Genomic DNA, 22,215 nt, shown 5'->3' with positions numbered 1-22,215 from the left:
TTGCTCAGGCGAGTTCGCTGACGTAGTTGCCCACGTCTTTCAGGAGGATCTGCAGGGTTTCTTCGACCTCACGCAGCTCGCCTGCCGCGGTGCTGTGCAGAATTTCGTAACGATCATGGCCGTCGAGTTGTTTGCCATCGGCCGGGTCGATCTCGACCAGCAGACGCTCCGCGCTGAACGTCACGTTCAGCTTCGAAACAGTGTGGGCCTTGTCGTCGCGGACCGTGATTTCCACCTCGTTTTCATCAGGAAAACGGGTCAGCGAAAACAGATCGCCGTTCTCGCCGTGACAGCAGAGCAGGGCCATATTGTCGTATTCGTCATCGCAGGGGTTGACGATGAGGCTGGTAGTCTTGATGTGCATGGTCGGTTTCCATTTTTTCAGCGTTGGGCAGGCAGTGCGGATTTTGCCAGTCTGGAACACATTTTGTCGGCTTATATTGGCACCATCGTGCGTGTTTGCCTGCTAGACGATGACCGAATATGTCGCAGCCTCGTAAGTAGTGTCCGGTCCGCTGTCGTTAAGCTGCACCAAAGACGTGCGCGTGAATGCGTCACGCCTGTTTCACATGACAGGCGCGCCGTCATTCAAATGTGACTACCCTGACACGGCAGGCGTTAGTACTTTAGCTTTACACTCGATCAGGGGGTGTCCACGCAAGCGGATGCCTTTACACCCGGATCACAACACCTTCTTCAAGCCTCCCCAATAAAAGCCAAAGCGGAGTACCACAGATGGCGTTCTTCACCGCAGCCAGCAAGTCCGACTTCCAGCATCAACTGCAATCGGCACTGGCTCAGCACATCAGCGAGCAGGCACTGCCACAAGTGGCGCTGTTCGCTGAACAGTTCTTCGGCATCATTTCACTGGATGAACTCACTCAGCGTCGACTGTCCGACCTTGCGGGCTGCACGCTGTCCGCCTGGCGCCTGCTGGAGCGTTTCGAACACGCCCGGCCACAGGTGCGGGTCTACAACCCCGACTACGAGCGTCATGGATGGCAGTCGACTCACACTGCCGTCGAAGTGCTGCATCATGACCTGCCATTTTTGGTCGACTCCGTGCGCACCGAGCTGAACCGTCGCGGTTACAGCATCCACACCCTGCAAACCACCGTGCTGAGCGTTCGACGTGGGGCTGCCGGCGAGCTGCTGGAGTTGTTGCCCAAGGGCACGACCGGCGACGACGTGTTGCAGGAATCGCTGATGTACCTGGAGATCGACCGCTGTGCCAACGCCGGCGAGTTGAACGTACTGGCTCGTGAGCTGGAGCAGGTGCTGGGCGAGGTCCGCGCTGCGGTTGAAGATTTCGAGCCGATGAAAGCGCGCCTGCGTGATTTGCTGAGCAGCATTGACGCCAATGAATCCAACACCGACGCCGAAGAAAAGGCCGAGATCAAGGTCTTTCTGGAATGGCTGGTGGACAACCACTTCACCTTCCTGGGCTACGAAGAGTTTGAAGTGCGCAGCGACGCCGACGGCGGTCAACTGGTGTACGACGAGTCGTCGTTCCTGGGCCTGACCAAGCTGCTGCGTCCAGGCCTGAGCCGTGAAGAGCTGCACATCGAAGACTACGCAGTGAAATACCTGCAGGAGCCGATGTTGCTGTCGTTCGCCAAGGCTGCGGTGCCGAGCCGCGTGCACCGCCCGGCGTATCCGGATTTCGTTTCGATCCGTCAGATCGACGCGTCCGGCAAGGTCATCAAGGAATGCCGCTTCATGGGCCTTTACACCTCGTCGGTGTACGGCGAGAGCGTGCGGCAGATCCCGTACATCCGCCGCAAGGTCGCCGAAGTCGAGCGTCGTTCCGGCTTCGATGCCAAGGCGCACCTGGGCAAGGAGCTGGCGCAGGTAGTCGAAGTGCTGCCACGCGACGACCTGTTCCAGACCCCGGTGGACGAGCTGTTCACCACCGTCATGTCCATCGTGCAGATTCAGGAGCGCAACAAGATTCGCGTGTTCCTGCGCAAGGACCCGTACGGCCGTTTCTGCTACTGCCTGGCCTACGTGCCACGTGACGTGTATTCCACGGAGGTTCGGCAAAAGATCCAGCAAGTGCTGATGGAGCGTCTCAAAGCCAGCGATTGCGAGTTCTGGACGTTCTTCTCTGAATCGGTACTGGCCCGCGTTCAGCTGATTTTGCGCGTGGACCCGAAGATCAATCTGGAAATCGACGTCGCCCAACTTGAAAACGAGGTCATTCAGGCCTGCCGTTCCTGGAAGGACGATTACGCCAGCCTGGTCGTCGAAAGCTTCGGCGAAGCCCAGGGCACCAACGTGCTGGCCGACTTCCCGAAAGGCTTCCCGGCAGGCTATCGCGAGCGTTTCGCGGCGCATTCGGCTGTGGTCGACATGCAGCACGTGCTGAGCCTGAGCGAAACCAATCCATTGGTGATGAGCTTCTACCAGCCTCTTGCCGGAGGTCGTCAGCAACTGCATTGCAAGCTGTACCACGCCGACACCCCGCTGGCGCTGTCCGATGTGCTGCCGATTCTGGAAAACCTCGGCCTGCGTGTGCTGGGCGAGTTCCCGTATCGCCTGCACCACGCCAACGGTCGCGAGTTCTGGATTCACGACTTCGCCTTTACCTACGGCGAAGGCTTGAACCTTGACATTCAGCAGCTCAACGACACGTTGCAGGATGCGTTCGTACACATTGTGCGCGGTGATGCCGAGAACGATGCCTTCAACCGTCTGGTGCTGACGGCTGGTCTGCCGTGGCGCGATGTGGCGTTGCTCAGGGCCTATGCCCGTTACCTGAAGCAGATTCGTCTGGGCTTCGACCTGGGTTACATCGCCACCACGCTGAACAACCACACCGACATCGCCCGCGAGCTGACGCGTCTGTTCAAGACCCGCTTCTATCTGGCGCGCAAACTCGGCTCGGATGACCTGGACGACAAGCAACTTCGTCTGGAACAGGCCATCCTGACCGCGCTGGACGATGTCCAGGTGCTCAACGAAGACCGCATCCTGCGTCGCTACCTGGACCTGATCAAGGCGACCTTGCGGACCAACTTCTACCAGACCGACGCCAATGGTCAGAGCAAGAGCTATTTCAGCTTCAAGTTCAACCCGCGTCTGATTCCCGAACTGCCGAAACCGGTGCCCAAGTTCGAGATTTTTGTCTACTCGCCGCGCGTTGAAGGCGTGCACCTGCGCTTCGGCAATGTGGCCCGTGGCGGTCTGCGCTGGTCGGACCGTGAAGAAGACTTCCGTACCGAAGTGCTGGGTCTGGTCAAAGCCCAGCAGGTGAAGAACTCGGTCATCGTGCCGGTCGGCGCCAAAGGTGGCTTCGTGCCGCGCCGCCTGCCGACCAACGGCAACCGTGACGAAATACAGGCCGAGGCCATCGCCTGCTATCGCATCTTCATCTCGGGCCTGCTGGACATCACCGACAACCTCAAGGAAGGCGTGCTGGTGCCGCCGGTCAACGTGGTTCGCCACGATGACGACGACCCATACCTGGTCGTCGCCGCCGACAAAGGCACCGCGACCTTCTCCGACATCGCCAACGGCATCGCCATCGATTACGGCTTCTGGCTGGGCGACGCATTTGCGTCCGGCGGTTCGGCCGGCTACGACCACAAGAAGATGGGCATCACCGCCAAGGGCGCGTGGGTTGGCGTGCAGCGTCACTTCCGTGAGCGTGATATCAACGTTCAGCAGGACAGCATCAGCGTGATCGGCATCGGCGACATGGCCGGCGATGTGTTCGGTAACGGCCTGTTGATGTCCGACAAGCTGCAACTGGTCGCAGCCTTCAACCACCTGCACATCTTCATCGATCCGAATCCGGACCCGGCCACCAGCTTCGTCGAGCGTCAGCGTCTGTTCGACCTGCCGCGCTCGGCCTGGACCGATTACGACACCAGCATCATGTCCGCTGGCGGCGGAATCTTCCCGCGCAGCGCCAAGAGCATCGCCATCACCGAACAGATGAAGGCGCGCTTCGACATCAAGGCCGACAAACTGACCCCGACCGAACTGCTGCACGCGCTGCTCAAGGCGCCAGTGGACCTGTTGTGGAACGGCGGCATCGGTACGTACGTGAAGTCCAGCGAAGAGTCCCATGCGGACGTGGGCGACAAGGCCAACGACGCGCTGCGTGTCGATGGCAACGAACTGCGCTGCAAAGTGGTGGGCGAGGGCGGCAACCTGGGCATGACCCAGCTGGGCCGTGTCGAGTTCGGCCTCAATGGTGGCGCGACCAACACCGACTTCATCGACAACGCCGGTGGTGTGGACTGCTCCGACCACGAAGTGAACATCAAGATCCTGCTCAACGAAGTGGTGCAGGCCGGCGACATGACCGAGAAGCAGCGCAACCAGTTGCTCGAAAGCATGACCGACGAAGTTGGCCATCTGGTGCTGGGCAACAACTACAAGCAGACGCAGGCGTTGTCCCTGGCCGCTCGCCGTGCCTATGACCGCATCGCTGAATACAAGCGTCTGATGAACGACCTGGAAGCCCGTGGCAAGCTGGACCGTGCCATCGAGTTTCTGCCAGCCGAAGACCAGATCGTCGAGCGCGTCTCGGCCGGTCATGGTCTGAGCCGTGCCGAGCTGTCGGTCTTGATTTCCTACAGCAAGATCGACCTCAAGGAAGCGTTGCTGGAATCCCGTGTTCCAGACGACGACTATCTGGCCCGCGACATGGAAACGGCGTTCCCGCAATCGCTGGGCGCCAAGTTCTCCGTTGCCATGCGCAGTCACCGCCTGAAGCGCGAAATCGTCAGCACCCAGATCGCCAACGATCTGGTCAACCACATGGGCATCACCTTCGTGCAGCGACTCAAAGAGTCGACCGGCATGAGTGCTGCCAACGTGGCCGGTGCCTACGTGATCGTGCGTGACATCTTCCACCTCCCACACTGGTTCCGTCAGATCGAGGCGCTGGACTACAAGGTGTCGGCAGAAATCCAGTTGTCGTTGATGGATGAGCTGATGCGTCTTGGGCGTCGTGCCACACGCTGGTTCCTGCGCAGCCGTCGCAACGAACTGGACGCCGGTCGTGACGTGGCGCACTTCGGTCCGCACATCGCCGCACTGGGTCTCAAGCTCGACGAGCTGCTGGAAGGCCCGACTCGCGAAGTCTGGCAGGCGCGTTATCAGGCCTATGTCGAAGCCGGTGTGCCTGAGTTGCTGGCACGCATGGTGGCGGGCACCACGCACCTGTACACGCTATTGCCGATCATCGAAGCCTCCGATGTCACGGGGCAGAATGCTGCCGACGTGGCCAAGGTGTATTTCGCCGTAGGCAGCGCGCTGGACGTGACCTGGTACCTGCAGCAGATCAGCAGCCTGCCGGTGGAAAACAACTGGCAGGCTCTGGCACGCGAAGCGTTCCGCGACGACATCGACTGGCAACAACGGGCGATCACCGTGTCGGTCCTGCAGATGCCGGACGGTCCTGCGGACGTGGAAGAGCGCCTGGCGCTGTGGCTGGAACAGCACGCTTCCATGGTCGAGCGCTGGCGCGCCATGCTGGTCGAACTGCGTGCTGCAAGCGGTACCGACTACGCCATGTACGCCGTCGCCAACCGCGAGCTGCTGGACCTGGCCATGAGCGGGCAGGCTGTCACGGTTTGAAGGTTTGACTGACGCTTAACGAAAAAACCCGCCTTGAGAGAGGCGGGTTTTTTTGTGCCGATCCGGAAAATGGTTTCGATGCCGGATGCGGTTCTCGCCGGTCAGTCGATCACACGGCGGACAGGTGTTCGTAGAGGATGGTCGCACCGACCAGCATCAACACCACGCCACCGACAATTTCGGCGCGCTTGCCTACGACGGTTCCCAGCGCACGACCCAGCAGCACGCCAATGGTCACCATCACGGTTGTGGCCAGGCCTATCGCCGCAGCCGCGACCAGAATATTAACGTCCACGAAGGCCAGACCCACGCCCACTGCCAAGGCATCGATGCTGGTGGCGAACGCGGTGATCGCCAGGATCAGGAACGAGTGCTGGCCTGGTTTCTCCTCTTCCTCATCGTCATGTTTAAGCCCGTTATAGATCATGTGCAGACCCAGCACGAGCAGCAGGACAAAGGCAATCCAGTGATCCCAGCTTTCCACGAATCGGGTCGCTACCTGCCCGATACTCCAGCCAATGATGGGCGTGATGGCTTCGATGACACCGAAGATCAGTCCTGTTCGCACGGCTTCGATAAAGCGGGGTTTGTGAAGGCTGGCACCTTTGCCCAAGGCTGCTGCAAAAGCGTCCGTGGACATCGCAAGGGCGAGGAAAATGAGGGAAATGGGATTCACGGTGGACATCCAGTCGGGCTATGAGTCAACGACGCAACCACACGCCCGACTTTAGGCATGGATGCATCGTTGGTCTCGCCAACCAAAAGGTGTCCGCACCACGGCATGCTGCCGAGAATGTTGATGCGAACGCTCCGTGACCTGAGTCCGGAACAGGCTACTCCCCAACAAGGGAAGCCACTATAGCCATACGAATGTGAAAAAGATATTAATCGGCAGCGCGTAATCTAGTCGTGGACCGTGATCTCTCAGCGGCTCACACAGGGCGCTTTACGGAACTCATTGGCGCGATCGACGTTCAGTTGCAGGGTGTGTTCGCGGTCGTTTCTGGTGTCGAGTCGAGACATCATTCGATATAGGTCAGCGACGTTCCCGCAGTACGATAATTCGACAGTCATTGAAAGGAGAGCCACTCACCATGCAGGCAGACACACTTTCATGGGGCCACGGCCCTCGCATTCTTGAGGTGTTCCTTGAGCCCACGTGCCCATTTTCGGTCAAGGCCTTGCGCAAACTCGACAGGTTGCTGGAGCAGGCAGGCGAAGACCGCCTCACGATCAAGATCCGGCTGCAGTCCCAGCCGTGGCACCTGTTTTCCGGCGTGATTGTGCGCTGCATCCTCGCCGCTTCAACCCTTGAAGGCGGCAAGGATACGGCCAAGTCCGTGATGGAAGCCGTTGCGGCGCATCGCGATGAATTCGAATTCGAGCACCACGCCAGCGGCCCCAATCTCGACGCCACACCAAACGACATCATTGCCCGCCTGGAACGCTACAGCGGCGTCCCGCTGGCCGAAGCGTTTGCGCAGCCTGAACTTGAACAGGTCATCAAATGGCACTGCAAATACGCTCGCCAGAATGGTATCCACGTGTCCCCGACGTTCATGGTCGATGGCCTGGTGCAGCCTGCGATGAGCAGCGGTGATGCGGTCGAGCAGTGGCTGTCGCAGCTTCAGTTGGGCTGACTGGCGCAAGTGCTGGCCTTGTGACGACCGGTCGTTATCTGGAGAACCTTCTGGCACCTGCAACACAGCCGATGACTGCAACCGTGACACCCAGCATGCCGAGGCTGACAGGCTCGCCAAGCAGTGTGGCGGCCAGTGCCAGGCCGAAGAAAGGCTGCAACAACTGAAGTTGGCCGACCGCTGCTATGCCGCCCTGTGCCAGCCCGCGATACCAGAATACGAAGCCGATCAGCATGCTGAAAACCGAAACGTAAAACAGGCTGGCCCACGCCCCGGCGGTAATGCCTGAAAGCGAGGAGGGTGCGCTGATGACCGCCAGCGTCAGCATCATAGGCAGGGCAAGTACCAAAGCCCAGCAGATGACCTGCCAGCCGCCCAGTGTCCTCGACAGCCTGGCACCCTCGGCATAGCCCAGCCCGCAGACGATAATGGCCAGCAGCATCAGGGCGTCTCCCGTGACTGAAGCGCTGATGCCCTGAGCCAGAGCAAAACCCACCACTATCGCGCTGCCCAGTATTGAGAACAGCCAGAAGGCACGACTTGGCCGCTCACCGCCTCGCAGCACGCCGAAGACTGCAGTGGTCAGCGGCAGCAGGCCGACGAATACGATGGAGTGCGCCGAAGTGACGTGTTCCAGCGCCAGCGCGGTCAGCAATGGAAAACCCAGCACCACGCCCAGCGCAACGATACCCAGGGAAAGAAACTGGTTGTTTGCCGGGCGTCTTTCCTTGAGCGCCACAAGCATGCCGATGGCCAGGGTTGCGGCGATGGTTGCGCGGGCGAAGGTTAGGAACAGTGGGTCGAACGCCATCACGGCCAGTCGCGTAGCAGGCAGCGAACCACTGAAGATCAGTACGCCGATCAGGCCGTTCAGCCATCCGCTGCGGGATGTGGGAGCGGTCGTGCGGGATGGAATCACTGTCTGTTCCATGAAGCGTTTCTCGAGTCTGTTCAATCGGGCTGGATGGGTGCATCGTAGGGCTGCCATTCAATACAATCAAAAAATCGTCATGGATACATTGGCTATGCCTCGCTCACGTTACAAATCGGTGGTGGACCAGATGGCGGCAGACATTCGCTCGGCACGCCTGTCGCCAGGCGCACGTCTGCCCACGCATCGTCAGTTGGCGGCCGACCATGGGCTAGCGCTTGTGACGGCCACGCGGGTCTATGCCGAGCTTGAGGCCATGGGGCTGGTCAGTGGTGAGACCGGACGTGGCACGTTCGTTCGCGAAACCGCGCTCTCGCCAGGCCTTGGAATCGACCAGAAAGCCGTGGCCGTCGACATGATCGACCTCAATTTCAACTACCCGTCGCTGCCCGGTCAGGCCGATTTGTTGCGCACGGCGCTACGGCAGTTGGCCTTGTCGGGTGATCTTGAGTCATTGCTGCGTTATCAACCCCACGCCGGACGTCCGCACGAGCGCGCTGTTGTCGCGCGTCATTTGCGTGTACGCGGGCTGACGGTCGAGCCTGAGCAGGTGTTACTCACCAATGGGGCGCAACAGGGGTTGGCCATTGCGCTGATGGCGTTGCTCAAACCCGGTGATGTCATCGCCGCCGACGCCCTGACGTATTCGGGGTTCAAAGTGCTGGCACAGGCGCTGCACCTCGAAGTGGTGCCTTTGCCGTCGCTTGGCGAGGGTCCCGATCCGGATGCGTTCGAGCGGCTGTGTCTCAGTCGCCCCGTAAAGGCGCTCTACACCATGCCGACGCTGCACAACCCGCTCGGCTGGGTGATGAGCCAGGACCGGCGTGAACAATGGGTAGCGCTCGCACGCAGGCATGACGTGCTGATCATCGAAGACGCCGCGTACGCGTTTTTGGCCGACAAGCCTCCCGCGCCTCTGGCGATGCTGGCACCTGAGCGGACGATCTATGTGTCGGGCCTGTCCAAGAGTGTCGCCACGGGCCTGCGGGTAGGATTTATTGCCGCGCCCGCCGACAAGGTGCAGGCCATGGAGCGTGTCATCCGGGCTACCACCTGGAACACGCCTGGGGTGCTGACCGCCATTGCGACGGGATGGATTGAAGATGGCACCGTTCTGAAACTGGAGGCCGAGAAGCGGCATGACGCCCAGGCCAGGCAGGCGGTGGCTCGCAAAGTGTTTGGAGGGATCGAATTCGTGGGCCATCCCTCATCTTATTTTCTCTGGCTGCCGCTGCCGGAGGACGCCCGTGCCGATCAGATCGCCATGGCCTTGTTGCAGGAGAAGGTTGCGGTATCGACCGCCGAGCCCTTTGCGACCTCCGTCAGCGTGCCTCATGCCCTGCGACTGGCGTTGGGATCGGTGAGTATGGATGAGCTGCGCGATGGGCTGGAGAAGGTCAGGCGTGTGATTGGGGATTACCTGTAGCGGAACAACATGCAATTTGCTGAATAAAAGCGGTTTTTTGTGGGAGCGAGCTTGCTCGCGAAAGGCCTGGCGCTGACGCCACAGCCTGTACCTTGCCTTCGTCGGATTGCCGCCCAGAGCAAGCTCACCTACGGCCACTTTTCTCCAGGCATAAAAAAACCCCGCACAAGGCGGGGTTCTTTCAACGCAGTGTTTCGTTGTTACGCTTGAACGACCGGAATGTTGGCGTTCGCTGCGGCTTCACGGAACTCGGCGATCTGATCGAAGCTCAGGTAGCGGTATACGTCCGCTGCCATGGTGTCGATCTGCTGGGCGTAGCCCATGTACTCTTCAACGGTCGGCAGGCGACCCAGGATCGATGCGACGGACGCCAGTTCGGCCGAGGCCAGGTAGACGTTCGCGCCGTCACCCAGACGGTTCGGGAAGTTACGGGTCGACGTCGACACAACGGTCGAGTTCGGCTCGACGCGTGCCTGGTTACCCATGCACAGCGAGCAGCCCGGCATTTCCATGCGCGCGCCGGCCTTGCCGTAGATGCCGTAGTAGCCTTCTTCGGTCAGTTGATGAGCATCCATCTTGGTTGGCGGCGACAGCCACAGGCGTGTCGGCAACTGGCCCTTGACCTTGTCCAGCAACTTGCCCGCAGCGCGGAAGTGGCCGATGTTGGTCATGCACGAACCGATGAACACTTCGTCGATCTTCTCGCCCTGTACCGAAGACAGCAGGCGCGCATCGTCCGGGTCGTTCGGCGCGCAGAGCACAGGCTCTTTGATGTCGGCCAGGTCGATTTCGATGATTTCAGCGTACTCGGCGTCCTTGTCGGCTTCCAGCAGCTCAGGGTTGGCAACCCAGGCTTCCATGGCCTGAGCACGACGCTCCAGGGTGCGTGGGTCGCCGTAGCCCTGTTCGATCATCCAGCGCAGCAGGGTGATGTTGGAGTTCAGGTACTCGATGATCGGCTCTTTGGCCAGCTTGATGGTGCAACCGGCTGCCGAACGTTCGGCCGAAGCGTCGGACAGCTCGAAAGCCTGCTCGATGCTCAGGTTGTCCAGGCCTTCGATTTCCAGGATGCGGCCGGAGAACGCGTTCTTCTTGCCTTTCTTCTCTACAGTCAGCAGGCCAGCCTGAATCGCGTAGTACGGAATGGCGTGAACCAGGTCACGCAGGGTGATGCCAGGCTGCATCTTGCCCTTGAAGCGAACCAGGATCGATTCCGGCATGTCCAGCGGCATTACGCCCGTAGCAGCTGCGAACGCAACCAGGCCTGAACCTGCCGGGAAGGAGATGCCGATCGGGAAGCGGGTGTGCGAGTCGCCACCGGTGCCGACGGTGTCCGGCAGCAGCATGCGGTTCAGCCAGCTGTGGATGATGCCGTCGCCCGGACGCAGGGATACGCCGCCACGGGTCATGATGAAGTCAGGCAGCGTGTGGTGCGTCTTGACGTCGATCGGCTTTGGATAGGCTGCGGTGTGGCAGAAGGACTGCATGACCAGATCGGTCGAGAAGCCCAGGCACGCCAGGTCTTTCAGCTCGTCGCGGGTCATCGGGCCAGTGGTGTCCTGGGAGCCGACGGTGGTCATCTTCGGTTCGCAGTAGGTGCCCGGGCGGATACCTGCTACGCCACAGGCCTTGCCGACCATCTTCTGCGCCAGGGTGAAACCCTTGGTGCTTTCGGCTGGCTGGTCTGGGGTCTTGAACAGGTCGAAGGCTGGCAGGCCCAGTTCGGCGCGTGCCTTGCTGGTCAGGCCGCGGCCGATGATCAACGGAATGCGGCCGCCGGCGCGGACTTCGTCCAACAGTACCGGGGTCTTCATTTCGAAGGTGGTGATGACTTCGTCGCTGTCGTGCTTGCAGACCTTGCCAGCGTACGGGTAGACGTCGATCACGTCGCCCATGTTGATGTTCGAGACATCGAATTCGATTGGCAGGGCGCCCGCATCTTCCATGGTGTTGTAGAAGATCGGAGCGATCTTGCTGCCGAAGCAGAAGCCGCCGGCGCGCTTGTTCGGCACGTAAGGAACGTCGTCGCCGAAGAACCACAGCACCGAGTTGGTTGCCGATTTGCGCGAGGAGCCGGTACCGACCACGTCACCGACGTAGGCGATAGGGAAACCCTGGCCGCGCATTTCTTCGATCTGCTTCATCGGGCCGATGGAGCCCTGGACGTCCGGTACGATCCCGTCGCGGGCCATTTTCAGCATGGCCAGAGCGTGCAGCGGGATGTCGGGACGCGACCAGGCATCAGGTGCCGGGGACAGGTCGTCGGTGTTGGTTTCGCCGGTGACCTTGAACACGCGCAGGCTGATCTTGTCGGCCAGCATCGGGCGCTTCTTGAACCACTCGCCGTCGGCCCAGGATTGCAGAACTTCCTTGGCGTGAGCGTTGCCGCTCTTGGCTTTTTCGGCCACGTCGTGGAAAGCGTCGAACATCAGCAGCGTGTGCTTGAGTTGTTCGGCGGCTACCGGAGCCAGGGTGGCGTCGTCGAGCAGGTCAACCAGCGTGACGATGTTGTAGCCACCCTGCATGGTGCCCAACAGTTCGGTTGCACGCTTTTTGTCGATCAGGGGAGAAGTGGCTTCGCCCTTGGCCAGGGCAGACAGGAAACCGGCCTTGACGTAGGCAGCCTCGTCAACGCCTGGTGGAACGCGATTGGTGATCAGGTCGACAAGGAAAGCTTCTTCGCCAGCCGGGGGATTTTTCAGCAGCTCAATAAGGCCTGCGGTTTGTTCGGCGTTAAGCGGCTGGGGCACGATACCCTGGGCGGCACGCTCTTCGATGTGTTTACGGTAGGCTTCAAGCACAGTATTACCCTCATCAGTGGTCCCAAATGGGTGTCCGGGACGCTCATCCAGAAATTGTCCGCACCCACGCAAGGCTTTTGAGCCTTGTTGGCAGGGTGTCGGCAATTCCTAACAGAAGCTGTTTTCAAAGTTTTACGCCTGCAGGACGGGGAGGAGAGGCAGTCGACACGGCCATTCGTGATGAGGGAATGGCCTGTCGACGCCGCACTGCGGGATTAACTTGACTGTGCTCGTGACGCTTTGAAAACAGCTTCCAACGGACATTGGCGCCTTAAAAGGCTCGCTGATTCTACGGCATATCTTCGCTAAAGGTAAGTTAGCCCCTACATCTTCGGGGGTGAAAGTGCTTAGACAAAGGACTAACATGAGTTCCTGTTTCGCCTCCTCAAGCCCCGCCAGTCATGCCTGATCACATCATCAAAACACCCTGCGTCGGCCTTTGCTCCACTGTTTATGGGGATTTGGTATGCCGTGGCTGCAAACGCTTCCACCACGAAGTCATCCATTGGAATGGCTATAACGAAGCAGAAAAAAGAGCGGTCTGGCTGCGTCTGGAGCAGCTGCTGGTTCAGGTAATGACCGCCAAGCTCGAAATCTTCGACGCCGACAAGCTGCGTCTGCAACTGACTCAGCGCAAGATCCGTTTTGTGCCGCATCAGTCCGAGTATTGCTGGGCTTATCAGTTGATTGCGCGAGGAGCGCGGGTCATCAGTCAGGTCGAGGCCTACGGTTTCGTGCTGCTGCCCGAGTTTCGCGACTGGTCGCTGCCGGAATTGCGCGATGCGATCGATCGGGAGTTCTTCCTGCTCTCCGAGGCGCACTATCAGCGCTACATCGCGCCGGGCTTCCTCAAGGATGCGTTCGGGGCCTGATCGGCGCAGTGCTTTTGTCTCGCGAGACGGCTACAGCCCTCGTATAATGCCCGGCTTTGCCTCTGCACCTTCTGTGAGCCTATGTACCCGATCCCTGAAATCGAAGCCTTTCTGCTTTGCCGCACGCCCGACAGTTGGGTTCAGGCTGCACTGCGCAACCTGGATATCCTGCTGATCGACCACGCGAACAATGAGAAGAAGGCCGCCGGGGCAGCGTTCCAGTTCATGTTTCAGTACAACGATAAGTTCGATCTGCTGGCAAAAATGTCGCGTCTGGCCCGTGAAGAACTGCGTCATTTCGAGCAGGTGATCAGCATCATCAGAAAGCGCCAGATCCCCATGGCCAATATCAGCTCGGCGCGCTATGCCGGCGCGTTGCGCAAGTTGGTGCGCAATCACAATCCCTACCGGCTGACCGATGCGCTGGTGGTGGGTGCTATTGTCGAAGCCCGCTCTTGCGAACGCTTCGCTGCGCTGGTGCCGCATCTGGATGAAGACCTGGCGAAGTTCTATGGCAGCCTGCTCAAGTCCGAGGCGCGGCATTTCCAGGATTACCTGAAACTGGCCTACACCTACGGTGACAAGGCAGATGTGGATGCCAAGATCGAGGAAATCCGCCTGGCTGAGCGCGAACTGATCGAGAGTCCTGACGAAGAGTTTCGCTTTCACAGCGGTGTGCCGATCGCCGCCTGATATAGATATAGATGTGCAGCACGACAAAAAACGGCCGCCCAACCAGCGGTCGTTTTTTTATGCCTATTTAGAAAGCAAGCTAACAAATGCGTTGACAATGGCTGCTTAGGCAGTAATATTTTGTAATCACTGCCTAAGCAGCATTTTGGGTGACTCTTTGAAACATTTCAGCCCTGACAATTTCGATTCCAGCCTGATCGGGCTGCTTGTCGGCCGTACCAATGCGCTGAAAGACCGCATGCTGGACAAGTACCTGCTGCCTTATGACGTCACGTTTGCGCAGTTCAAGGTGTTGATCGTGATTGCCCAGTTTTCGACCGACACGCCGGTGGAGTTGTGTCGGCACCTGTCGCTGGACAGTGGTTCGATGACCCGCATGCTGGATCGTCTGGAGCAGAAGGCGTTGATCGTGCGTACCCGATCCGCAACCGATCGCCGACAGGTCCATGTCGCGCTGACGCCGCAAGGGCAGACATTGTCAGACCTGCTTCCGCAGATCGGCGCGGATGCCATGAACGACACCTTTGCGGCCCTGGACAGTGAAGAAGTGGAGACCCTGCGCCGAATCCTGACCAAAGTGCTGGTCGCTGCCGATGACCACATCACCCTGACTCGCCTGAGCTTTAACGCCAAAGGCACACGATGAATAACAGGACGTTGCGGACGGCCGGTTTGGCCGATTGCTCAACTGTTTCGCAGACTACAAGGTAATCGTCATGGCCACTGCCGCCGCTGAACACACATCTGCCCCAGAACAGAAAGACCCCAAAGATCCGAAGTCCGGCAAGCGCAAGTTTCTGCTGATCGGTCTTGCCATCGTCGTTGTGCTGTGTGGCCTTGCGGTCTGGGCATGGCATGAGCTGTATGGTCAATGGAGCGAGGAGACCGACGATGCCTACGTGAACGGCAACGTGGTTGAAATCACGCCGCTGGTCACTGGCACCGTCATCAGCATTGCCGCCGACGATGGTGATCTGGTTCGAGAGGGCCAGGTATTGCTGCGTTTCGACCCCAGCGATGCCGAAGTCGGACTGCAAAGCGCCGAGGCCAATCTGGGCAAGGTTGTGCGCCAGGTTCGCGGCCTGTACAGCAATGTCGATGGCATGAAAGCGCAACTGGCCGCGCAGCGTGCGGCTGTGCAGACGGCGCAGGACAATTACAGTCGTCGTCGCAGTCTGGCGGCGGGCGGCGCGATTTCTCAGGAAGAGCTGTCCCACGCGCGGGACGATCTGACCAGCGCGCAGAGTGCTCTTAACAATATCCAGCAACAGTTGAGCACCAGTGTGGCGCTGGTGGATGACACCGTGGTGTCCTCCCATCCAGATGTGAAATCAGCTGCCGCGCAGCTGCGTCAGGCTTACCTGGCCAACGAACGAACCACGCTGGTCGCACCGGTCACCGGCTACGTCGCCAAGCGTAGCGTGCAACTGGGTCAGCGCGTTCAGCCGGGTACGGCGACCATGGCGGTGATCCCGCTGGATCAGCTGTGGATCGACGCCAATTTCAAGGAAACCCAGCTGGGCAAGATGCGTATCGGTCAGCCGGTCGAGATCAGCTCCGACCTGTACGGCAGCGATGTGAAGTACAGCGGCACCATCGACAGCCTGGGTGCCGGAACCGGCAGTGCGTTTGCACTGTTGCCCGCCCAGAACGCGACCGGCAACTGGATCAAGATCGTTCAGCGAGTGCCGGTGCGGGTTCATATCAACCCTGAAGAACTGGCGAAACATCCCTTGAGGATCGGGCTGTCAACCACCGTCGAGGTCAATCTGCATGACCAGAGCGGCCCGGTCCTGGCGCAACAGCCGCCCAAGCAGGCGGCGTTCAGCACCCAGGTCTACAAGGAACAGCTGGCCGATGCCGATGCCTTGATCGCGCGCCTGATCCATGAAAACAGCGCCGCCAGCGACAAAACCAAAGCCGCCCAGCGCTGATCAGCCCATTCGCAAGCCCCGGCCGCTCGGCCGGGGTGTCGCCTACGTTTTCAGGGATTCGCGATGAGCACCAACGCCCCCGCTTCTTTCACGCCGCCCAGCCTGTTGCTCTGCACCATCGGTCTGTCGCTGGCGACATTCATGCAGGTGCTGGACACCACCATCGCCAACGTCGCCCTGCCGACCATCGCAGGCAACCTGGGCGTCAGCTCGGAGCAGAGTACCTGGGTCATCACCTCGTTTGCGGTCAGTAACGCCATCGCGCTGCCACTGACCGGCTGGCTGAGCCGCCGCTTCGGCGAGGTCAAATTATTTTTGTGGGCGACCCTGCTTTTCGTGCTGGCCTCTTTTCTGTGCGGCATTTCCACGTCAATGCCCGAGCTGGTGGGCTTTCGGGCGTTGCAGGGCATTGTTGCCGGGCCTCTTTATCCGATGAGCCAGACGCTGTTGCTGGCGGTCTACCCGCCTGCAAAGCGGGGTATGGCATTGGCCCTGTTGGCGATGGTCACGGTGGTTGCGCCCATTGTCGGGCCGATTCTGGGGGGCTGGATTACCGACAGTTATAGCTGGCCGTGGATTTTCTTCATCAATATTCCCATCGGACTGTTTGCGGCCTTCGTGGTGCGGATGCAGATGGCCAAGCGCCCCGTCAACACCCAGCAGCAGCCGCTGGACTATGTAGGGCTTATCTCGTTGATCATCGGCGTCGGTGCCTTGCAGATTGTGCTGGACAAGGGCAATAACCTGGACTGGTTCGAGTCGAATTTCATCGTGATCGGTTCGCTGATTTCGCTGGTGGCGCTGGCCGTGTTCGTGATCTGGGAGCTGACCGACAAGCATCCCATCGTCAATCTGCGCTTGTTTGCCTATCGCAATTTCAGGGTGGGTACGTTGGCGATGATTGGCGGGTATTCCGCCTTTTTCGGCGTCAATCTGCTCTTGCCACAGTGGTTGCAGACCCAGATGGGTTACACCGCGACCTGGGCCGGGCTGGCACTGGCGCCGATCGGTATACTGCCGGTCCTGATGTCGCCCTTCGTCGGCAAATACGCGCACAAATTCGATTTGCGTCTGCTCGCCAGTCTGGCGTTCCTGGCCATGGGGCTGAGCTGCCTCATGCGCGCCAACTTCAACAGTCAGGTGGATTTCGAGCATGTGGCCATGGTGCAGTTGTTCATGGGGATCGGCGTGGCGCTGTTTTTCATGCCGACGTTGAGCATTCTGTTGTCGGACCTGCCCCCCAATCAGATCGCCGATGGCTCGGGTCTTGCCACGTTCCTGCGTACTTTGGGCGGCAGCTTTGCGGCATCGCTGACCACCTGGATCTGGATTCGCCGTGCCGAGCAGCACCATGCCTACCTGAGCGAGAACATCAGCACCTACGACCCGACCACGCGCCATGCCCTCGATACGCTGGGAGGTGCCGGCCCGCAGGCCTATGCGCAGCTGGAACAGGTGCTCAACGGCCAGGCGTACATGATGTCCACTGTGGATTACTTTTACATGCTGAGCTGGCTGTTTGCCGGGTTGATCCTGCTGGTCTGGTTTGCCAAACCACCCTTTGCCGCTAAGGCGGGGCCAGCGGCGGGGGGAGGGCATTGATGCCAGGCTCACTGGATAAATCCCGCGCAAGCCGGCGTGCCGGCGATGGCGTCATTTCAGACGCTGAAAGGGCGCCTCAGGGGTCGGCGCGATCAGCGTGAAGCGGGTTGCTGCGAAGAGGGCAGGGCCAGCGTGCGTTGCTCTTGCGGCACAAAATCGAACGAACCCAGGTTGAACCCCTGTTCATCCACCTGCAACGCCCAGCCCTGGCGATCCCAGTCACCCAGCACGATACGCCTGGCGGCGACGTCGCCGATCTGCAATTTGTGAATCGCAGGACGATGCGTGTGGCCGTGGACCAGCGTATGTACGCCGAACTGCTGCATGATGCGCGGCACTTCTTCGGGGGTCACGTCAACGATGTCGTTGGCCTTCAGGCTGGTTTTGGCGCGGCTTTCGTTGCGTAGCTTGCGCGCCAGCTTGTGACGAGTGCCCAGGGGCAGATGACGCAAAATGAAGAGGGTCAAGGGATGGCGCAGGTATCGGCGCATCCTGATGTAGCCCTCATCACGTGTGCACAGGCTGTCGCCGTGCATCAACAGCACCGGCTCACCGTTCAACTGCACCACGGTCGGGTCGCTCAGCAGCGTGCAGCCTGCGGCCTTGCAGAAACCCTTGCCGATCATGAAGTCGCGGTTGCCGTGCATCAGAAAAATTTGCGTGCCACTGTCGCTCAGTTCGCGCAGGGCCTTGCAGATCGAAAGCTGGAACGGCGACATGGCGTCGTCACCGATCCAGACTTCGAAAAAATCCCCGAGGATATACAGCGACTCGGCGGTGCGAGCCCTGCCTGCGAGCAGATCCAGAAACGCCCGGGTAATGTCCGGGCGTTCTTGCTCAAGATGCAGATCGGAGATCAGCAGTATCACTCAACGATCTCTGCTTTTTCGATGATCACGTCTTCGACCGGAACGTCCTGATGACCGGCCTTGCTGCTGGTCGCAACACCTTTGATCTTGTCGACGACGTCAGTGCCTTCGATCACTTCGGCAAATACCGCGTAGCCCCAGCCCTGAGTGGTCTTGGCGCTGTGGTTCAGGAAAGCGTTGTCAGCCACGTTGATGAAGAACTGGGCGGATGCCGAATGCGGCTCCATGGTGCGAGCCATGGCCACGGTGTACTTCTTGTTCGGCAGGCCGTTGTCGGCTTCGTTCTGGATGCTTGGACGCTTGTCTTTCTTTTCCTTCATGCCTGGCTCGAAACCGCCACCCTGGATCATGAAGTTGCCGATCACACGGTGAAATACGGTGTTTTCATAATGGCCGGCGTTGACGTATTCGATGAAGTTGGCGACGGTCAGCGGAGCTTTTTCTGCGTTCAATTGCAGAACGATGTCGCCGTGGTTGGTAGTCAGTTTTACTTTGGACATATCGAAGTCGCTCTCTTGGCGTTCATGAAGGGGCGCAATATCACCCTGACGCGCAGTTTACAGACGAGGTTACATTTTTCGCGCTTTTTGCCGCTTTTCTGCCTGCAACCTTGCACTCTGTTGTCAGGGACTTGACAGCTTCGGCTATGATAAGCGCTTTGATTTAGTCGGCCTACCCCGGCCGCGCACTCGCTATGTCCAAGGATCCTATGAGCAAGCCCACTCCAGAACCCGCTGCGAATTCAAAGGCAGGCCCTGTCGTACCGACCAACTTCCTGCGCCCGATCGTGCAGGCTGACCTGGACTCAGGCAAGCACACCCGGATCGTGACCCGCTTTCCGCCGGAGCCCAACGGCTACCTGCACATCGGTCACGCCAAATCGATCTGTGTGAACTTCGGCCTGGCCAATGAGTTTGGCGGCGCGACGCACCTGCGTTTCGACGACACCAACCCGGCCAAGGAAGACCAGGAATACATCGACGCCATCATGAGCGATGTCAAATGGCTGGGTTTCGAGTGGGCAGGCGAAGTGCGTTACGCCTCGCAATACTTCGATCAGCTGCATGACTGGGCTGTCGAGCTGATCAAGTCCGGCAAGGCCTACGTGGACGATCTGACCCCCGAGCAGGCCCGCGAATACCGTGGCACCCTGACCGAGCCTGGCAAGAACAGCCCGTTTCGTGAGCGCAGCGTCGAGGAAAACCTTGACCTGTTCGCCCGCATGAAGGCCGGTGAGTTCGAGGACGGCGCTCGCGTGTTGCGCGCCAAGATCGACATGGCGTCGCCAAACATGAACCTGCGCGACCCGATTCTGTATCGCATTCGCCATGCACACCATCACCAGACCGGTGACAAATGGTGCATTTACCCGATCTATGACTTCACTCATGGTCAGTCGGACGCCATCGAAGGCATCACCCATTCGATCTGCACCCTGGAATTCGAAAGCCATCGCCCGCTGTATGACTGGTTCCTGGACAACCTGCCGGTGCCGTGCAAACCGCGTCAGTACGAGTTCTCCCGCCTGAACCTGAGCTACACCGTGACCAGCAAGCGCAAGCTCAAGCAACTGGTCGACGAGAAGCACGTCAGTGGCTGGGACGATCCGCGCATGTCCACGTTGTCGGGCTTCCGCCGTCGTGGTTATACGCCAGCCTCGATTCGCAATTTCTGCGAAATGGTCGGTACCAACCGTTCCGACGGCGTGGTCGATTTCGGCATGCTCGAATTCAGTATTCGCGATGACCTGGACCGCAATGCGCCGCGCGCCATGTGCGTCCTGCGTCCGCTGAAGGTCGTGATCACCAATTACCCGGAAGGTCAGGTCGAAAACCTTGAACTGCCGCGTCACCCCAAGGAAGACCTGGGCGTGCGCCAGTTGCCGTTCGCGCGCGAGATCTACATCGACCGCGACGACTACATGGAAGAGCCGCCAAAAGGCTACAAGCGCCTTGAGCCCAACGGCGAAGTGCGCCTGCGTGGCAGCTACGTGATCCGCGCCGACGAAGCCATCAAGGATGCGGAAGGCAATATCGTCGAGCTGCGTTGCTCTTACGACCCTGACACCCTGGGCAAGAACCCGGAGGGTCGCAAGGTCAAGGGCGTTATTCACTGGGTACCGGCCGATGCAAGCGTGGAGTGCGAAGTACGCCTGTACGACCGCCTGTTCCGCTCGCCTTCGCCTGACAAGGCTGAAGATGGCGCTACTTTCCTGGAAAACATCAACCCTGATTCTCTGCAGGTGCTGACCGGTTGTCGTGCGGAACCCTCGCTGGCTAACGCACAGCCGGAAGACAGGTTCCAGTTCGAGCGTGAAGGTTACTTCTGCGCCGACATCAAGGATACAAAACCTGGTCGTCCGGTCTTCAACCGCACAGTGACACTGCGCGATTCCTGGACCTGAGGTAGGACAGTGCTCTCCATCTACAACACGCTCACCAAGAGCAAAGAAGTTTTCAAACCGCTGGATGGCAACAAGGTGCGCATGTACGTGTGCGGGATGACCGTGTACGACTACTGCCACCTGGGCCATGGCCGCAGCATGGTCGCGTTCGATCTGGTGACCCGCTGGTTGCGGTTCAGCGGTTACGAGCTGACGTATGTGCGCAACATCACCGACATTGACGACAAGATCATCAACCGTGCGCGTGACAACGGCGAGTCCTTCGACGCGCTGACCGCGCGCATGATTGACGCGATGCACGAGGATGAGGCTCGCCTCAATATCCTCAAGCCGGACATGGAGCCGCGTGCCACCGATCATATCGCCGGCATGCACGCCATGATCCAGACCCTGATCGACAAGGGTTACGCCTACGCGCCCGGTAACGGCGACGTGTACTACCGCGTCGGCAAGTTCGTCGGCTATGGCAAGCTGTCGCGCAAGAAAATCGAAGACCTGCGAATCGGCGCGCGAATCGAAGTGGACGAGTCCAAGGACGATCCGCTGGATTTCGTGCTCTGGAAAGGCGTCAAACCGGGCGAGCCGAGCTGGGATTCGCCTTGGGGGCCGGGGCGTCCTGGCTGGCATATCGAGTGCTCGGTGATGTCGACCTGCTGCCTGGGTGACACGTTCGACATTCACGGCGGCGGCAGCGACCTTGAGTTCCCGCACCATGAAAACGAGATCGCGCAGAGCGAGGCCGCGACCGGCAAGACTTACGCCAATGCCTGGTTGCACTGCGGCATGATTCGCATCAACGGCGAGAAGATGTCCAAGTCCTTGAACAACTTCTTCACCATCCGCGACGTGCTGGAGAAGTATCACCCTGAAGTGGTGCGCTACCTGCTGGTGTCGAGTCATTATCGAAGTGCTATCAACTATTCCGAAGACAGCCTGCGCGAGTCCAAGGCCGCACTGGAGCGTTTCTACCATGCGCTCAAAGGCCTGCCGGTCGCCGAGCCTGCGGGTGGTGAGGCATTCGTCGAGCGTTTCTCTACGGCGATGAATGACGACTTCGGCACGCCCGAGGCCTGTGCGGTGCTGTTCGAGATGGTTCGGGAAATCAACCGTCTGCGTGATACCGATCTGGCTGCGGCGGCGGGCCTTGCGGCACGTCTCAAGCAGTTGGCCAGCGTACTGGGCGTGTTGCAGCTTGAAGCCGACGACTTTTTGCGCGCAGGCGCCGAAGGCCGGGTCGATGCTGCTGAAGTGGAAGCGCTGATCCAGGCGCGTCTGGCTGCTCGCGCTGCCAAGGACTGGGCCGAATCCGATCGCATCCGCGATCAGATCACGGCCATGGGTGTGCTGCTGGAAGACGGCAAGGGCGGCACGACCTGGCGTCTGGCGGACTGACGTTATCCCGGATGGGCGTACCGATGTAATGCATACCCCGTGGGAGGCGGCTTGCCGGC

The 22,215-nt window shown here is 59.8% G+C and carries 16 protein-coding genes and 1 riboswitch; of the genes, 10 read left to right on the top strand and 6 right to left on the bottom strand.

Annotated elements, in window-relative coordinates; translation table 11 throughout:
- Positions 1-4 precede the first annotated feature (4 nt).
- On the bottom strand, positions 5-364 hold the full coding sequence (locus H8S56_RS23195; RefSeq protein WP_187519893.1) for a hypothetical protein: 360 nt from the start codon (positions 362-364) through the stop codon (positions 5-7).
- A gap of 371 nt (positions 365-735) precedes the next feature.
- Here H8S56_RS23195 and H8S56_RS23190 point away from each other — a divergent pair, with 371 nt between their 5' ends.
- Entirely contained in the window at positions 736-5,592 is a 4,857-nt protein-coding gene (locus H8S56_RS23190) for an NAD-glutamate dehydrogenase (protein ID WP_024687565.1), read from the top strand.
- A 109-nt stretch (positions 5,593-5,701) separates the two neighbouring features.
- Here H8S56_RS23190 and mntP read toward each other — a convergent pair whose 3' ends face one another.
- The gene (gene mntP, locus H8S56_RS23185; protein ID WP_187519892.1) at positions 5,702-6,268 is read right to left on the bottom strand and encodes a manganese efflux pump MntP; all 567 of its coding nucleotides are present in this window, start codon (positions 6,266-6,268) and stop codon (positions 5,702-5,704) included.
- A 4-nt stretch (positions 6,269-6,272) separates the two neighbouring features.
- Positions 6,273-6,441: riboswitch (yybP-ykoY riboswitch) on the bottom strand.
- A 245-nt stretch (positions 6,442-6,686) separates the two neighbouring features.
- Between mntP and H8S56_RS23180 the strand changes: the two genes are divergently transcribed.
- On the top strand, positions 6,687-7,232 hold the full coding sequence (locus tag H8S56_RS23180) for a DsbA family protein (RefSeq protein WP_187519891.1): 546 nt from the start codon (positions 6,687-6,689) through the stop codon (positions 7,230-7,232).
- Between the two features lie 34 nt (positions 7,233-7,266).
- Here the strand turns inward: H8S56_RS23180 and H8S56_RS23175 are convergent, their stop codons facing one another.
- Positions 7,267-8,163: a DMT family transporter gene (locus tag H8S56_RS23175; RefSeq protein ID WP_187519890.1), complete on the bottom strand. Its 897-nt coding sequence runs from the start codon at positions 8,161-8,163 to the stop codon at positions 7,267-7,269.
- Between the two features lie 94 nt (positions 8,164-8,257).
- Between H8S56_RS23175 and H8S56_RS23170 the strand changes: the two genes are divergently transcribed.
- Positions 8,258-9,589, top strand: a complete 1,332-nt coding sequence (locus H8S56_RS23170; RefSeq protein WP_187519889.1) for an aminotransferase-like domain-containing protein — start codon at positions 8,258-8,260, stop codon at positions 9,587-9,589.
- A gap of 200 nt (positions 9,590-9,789) precedes the next feature.
- Here the strand turns inward: H8S56_RS23170 and acnB are convergent, their stop codons facing one another.
- A complete protein-coding gene (gene acnB, locus H8S56_RS23165) occupies positions 9,790-12,390 on the bottom strand; it encodes a bifunctional aconitate hydratase 2/2-methylisocitrate dehydratase (protein ID WP_024694144.1) in 2,601 nt (866 codons plus the stop codon).
- Positions 12,391-12,791: 401 nt separating this feature from the next.
- Here acnB and H8S56_RS23160 point away from each other — a divergent pair, with 401 nt between their 5' ends.
- The 5 genes from H8S56_RS23160 to H8S56_RS23140 all read left to right on the top strand — a co-directional run bounded on the left by H8S56_RS23160 (position 12,792) and on the right by H8S56_RS23140 (position 17,491).
- A complete protein-coding gene (locus H8S56_RS23160; protein WP_024687571.1) occupies positions 12,792-13,262 on the top strand; it encodes a DUF1289 domain-containing protein in 471 nt (156 codons plus the stop codon).
- An 81-nt stretch (positions 13,263-13,343) separates the two neighbouring features.
- Positions 13,344-13,955 (top strand): tRNA-(ms[2]io[6]A)-hydroxylase, encoded by a 612-nt coding sequence (miaE, locus tag H8S56_RS23155; RefSeq protein ID WP_024694145.1) that lies wholly within the window; start codon positions 13,344-13,346, stop codon positions 13,953-13,955.
- A 157-nt stretch (positions 13,956-14,112) separates the two neighbouring features.
- A complete protein-coding gene (locus tag H8S56_RS23150; RefSeq protein ID WP_024687573.1) occupies positions 14,113-14,601 on the top strand; it encodes a MarR family winged helix-turn-helix transcriptional regulator in 489 nt (162 codons plus the stop codon).
- A gap of 70 nt (positions 14,602-14,671) precedes the next feature.
- Positions 14,672-15,889, top strand: a complete 1,218-nt coding sequence (locus H8S56_RS23145; protein ID WP_024687574.1) for an HlyD family secretion protein — start codon at positions 14,672-14,674, stop codon at positions 15,887-15,889.
- A 63-nt stretch (positions 15,890-15,952) separates the two neighbouring features.
- Positions 15,953-17,491 (top strand): DHA2 family efflux MFS transporter permease subunit, encoded by a 1,539-nt coding sequence (locus H8S56_RS23140; protein WP_187519888.1) that lies wholly within the window; start codon positions 15,953-15,955, stop codon positions 17,489-17,491.
- A 92-nt stretch (positions 17,492-17,583) separates the two neighbouring features.
- Here H8S56_RS23140 and lpxH read toward each other — a convergent pair whose 3' ends face one another.
- On the bottom strand, positions 17,584-18,360 hold the full coding sequence (gene lpxH / locus H8S56_RS23135; RefSeq protein ID WP_024694148.1) for a UDP-2,3-diacylglucosamine diphosphatase: 777 nt from the start codon (positions 18,358-18,360) through the stop codon (positions 17,584-17,586).
- Positions 18,357-18,860 carry a peptidylprolyl isomerase gene (locus H8S56_RS23130; RefSeq protein WP_024687577.1) on the bottom strand — a complete coding sequence of 168 codons (504 nt, stop codon included), beginning with the start codon at positions 18,858-18,860 and terminating at the stop codon, positions 18,357-18,359. Before H8S56_RS23130 ends, lpxH begins: the two co-directional genes overlap by 4 nt.
- A gap of 209 nt (positions 18,861-19,069) precedes the next feature.
- On the opposite strand from H8S56_RS23130, the gene H8S56_RS23125 reads away from it, so the two are divergent.
- Entirely contained in the window at positions 19,070-20,764 is a 1,695-nt protein-coding gene (locus tag H8S56_RS23125) for a glutamine--tRNA ligase/YqeY domain fusion protein (RefSeq protein WP_024687578.1), read from the top strand.
- Positions 20,765-20,773: 9 nt separating this feature from the next.
- Positions 20,774-22,156, top strand: coding sequence for a cysteine--tRNA ligase (gene cysS / locus H8S56_RS23120; RefSeq protein WP_024687579.1), 1,383 nt, complete (start codon positions 20,774-20,776; stop codon positions 22,154-22,156).
- Positions 22,157-22,215 lie beyond the last annotated feature (59 nt).

The sequence above is a fragment of the Pseudomonas triticifolii genome (genome assembly GCF_014358015.1).
GTDB classification, from domain to species: Bacteria; Pseudomonadota; Gammaproteobacteria; order Pseudomonadales; family Pseudomonadaceae; genus Aquipseudomonas; species Aquipseudomonas triticifolii.
Note: the sequence above shows the minus strand (reverse complement) of the source record. Positions and strands in the feature narration are given on the sequence as shown.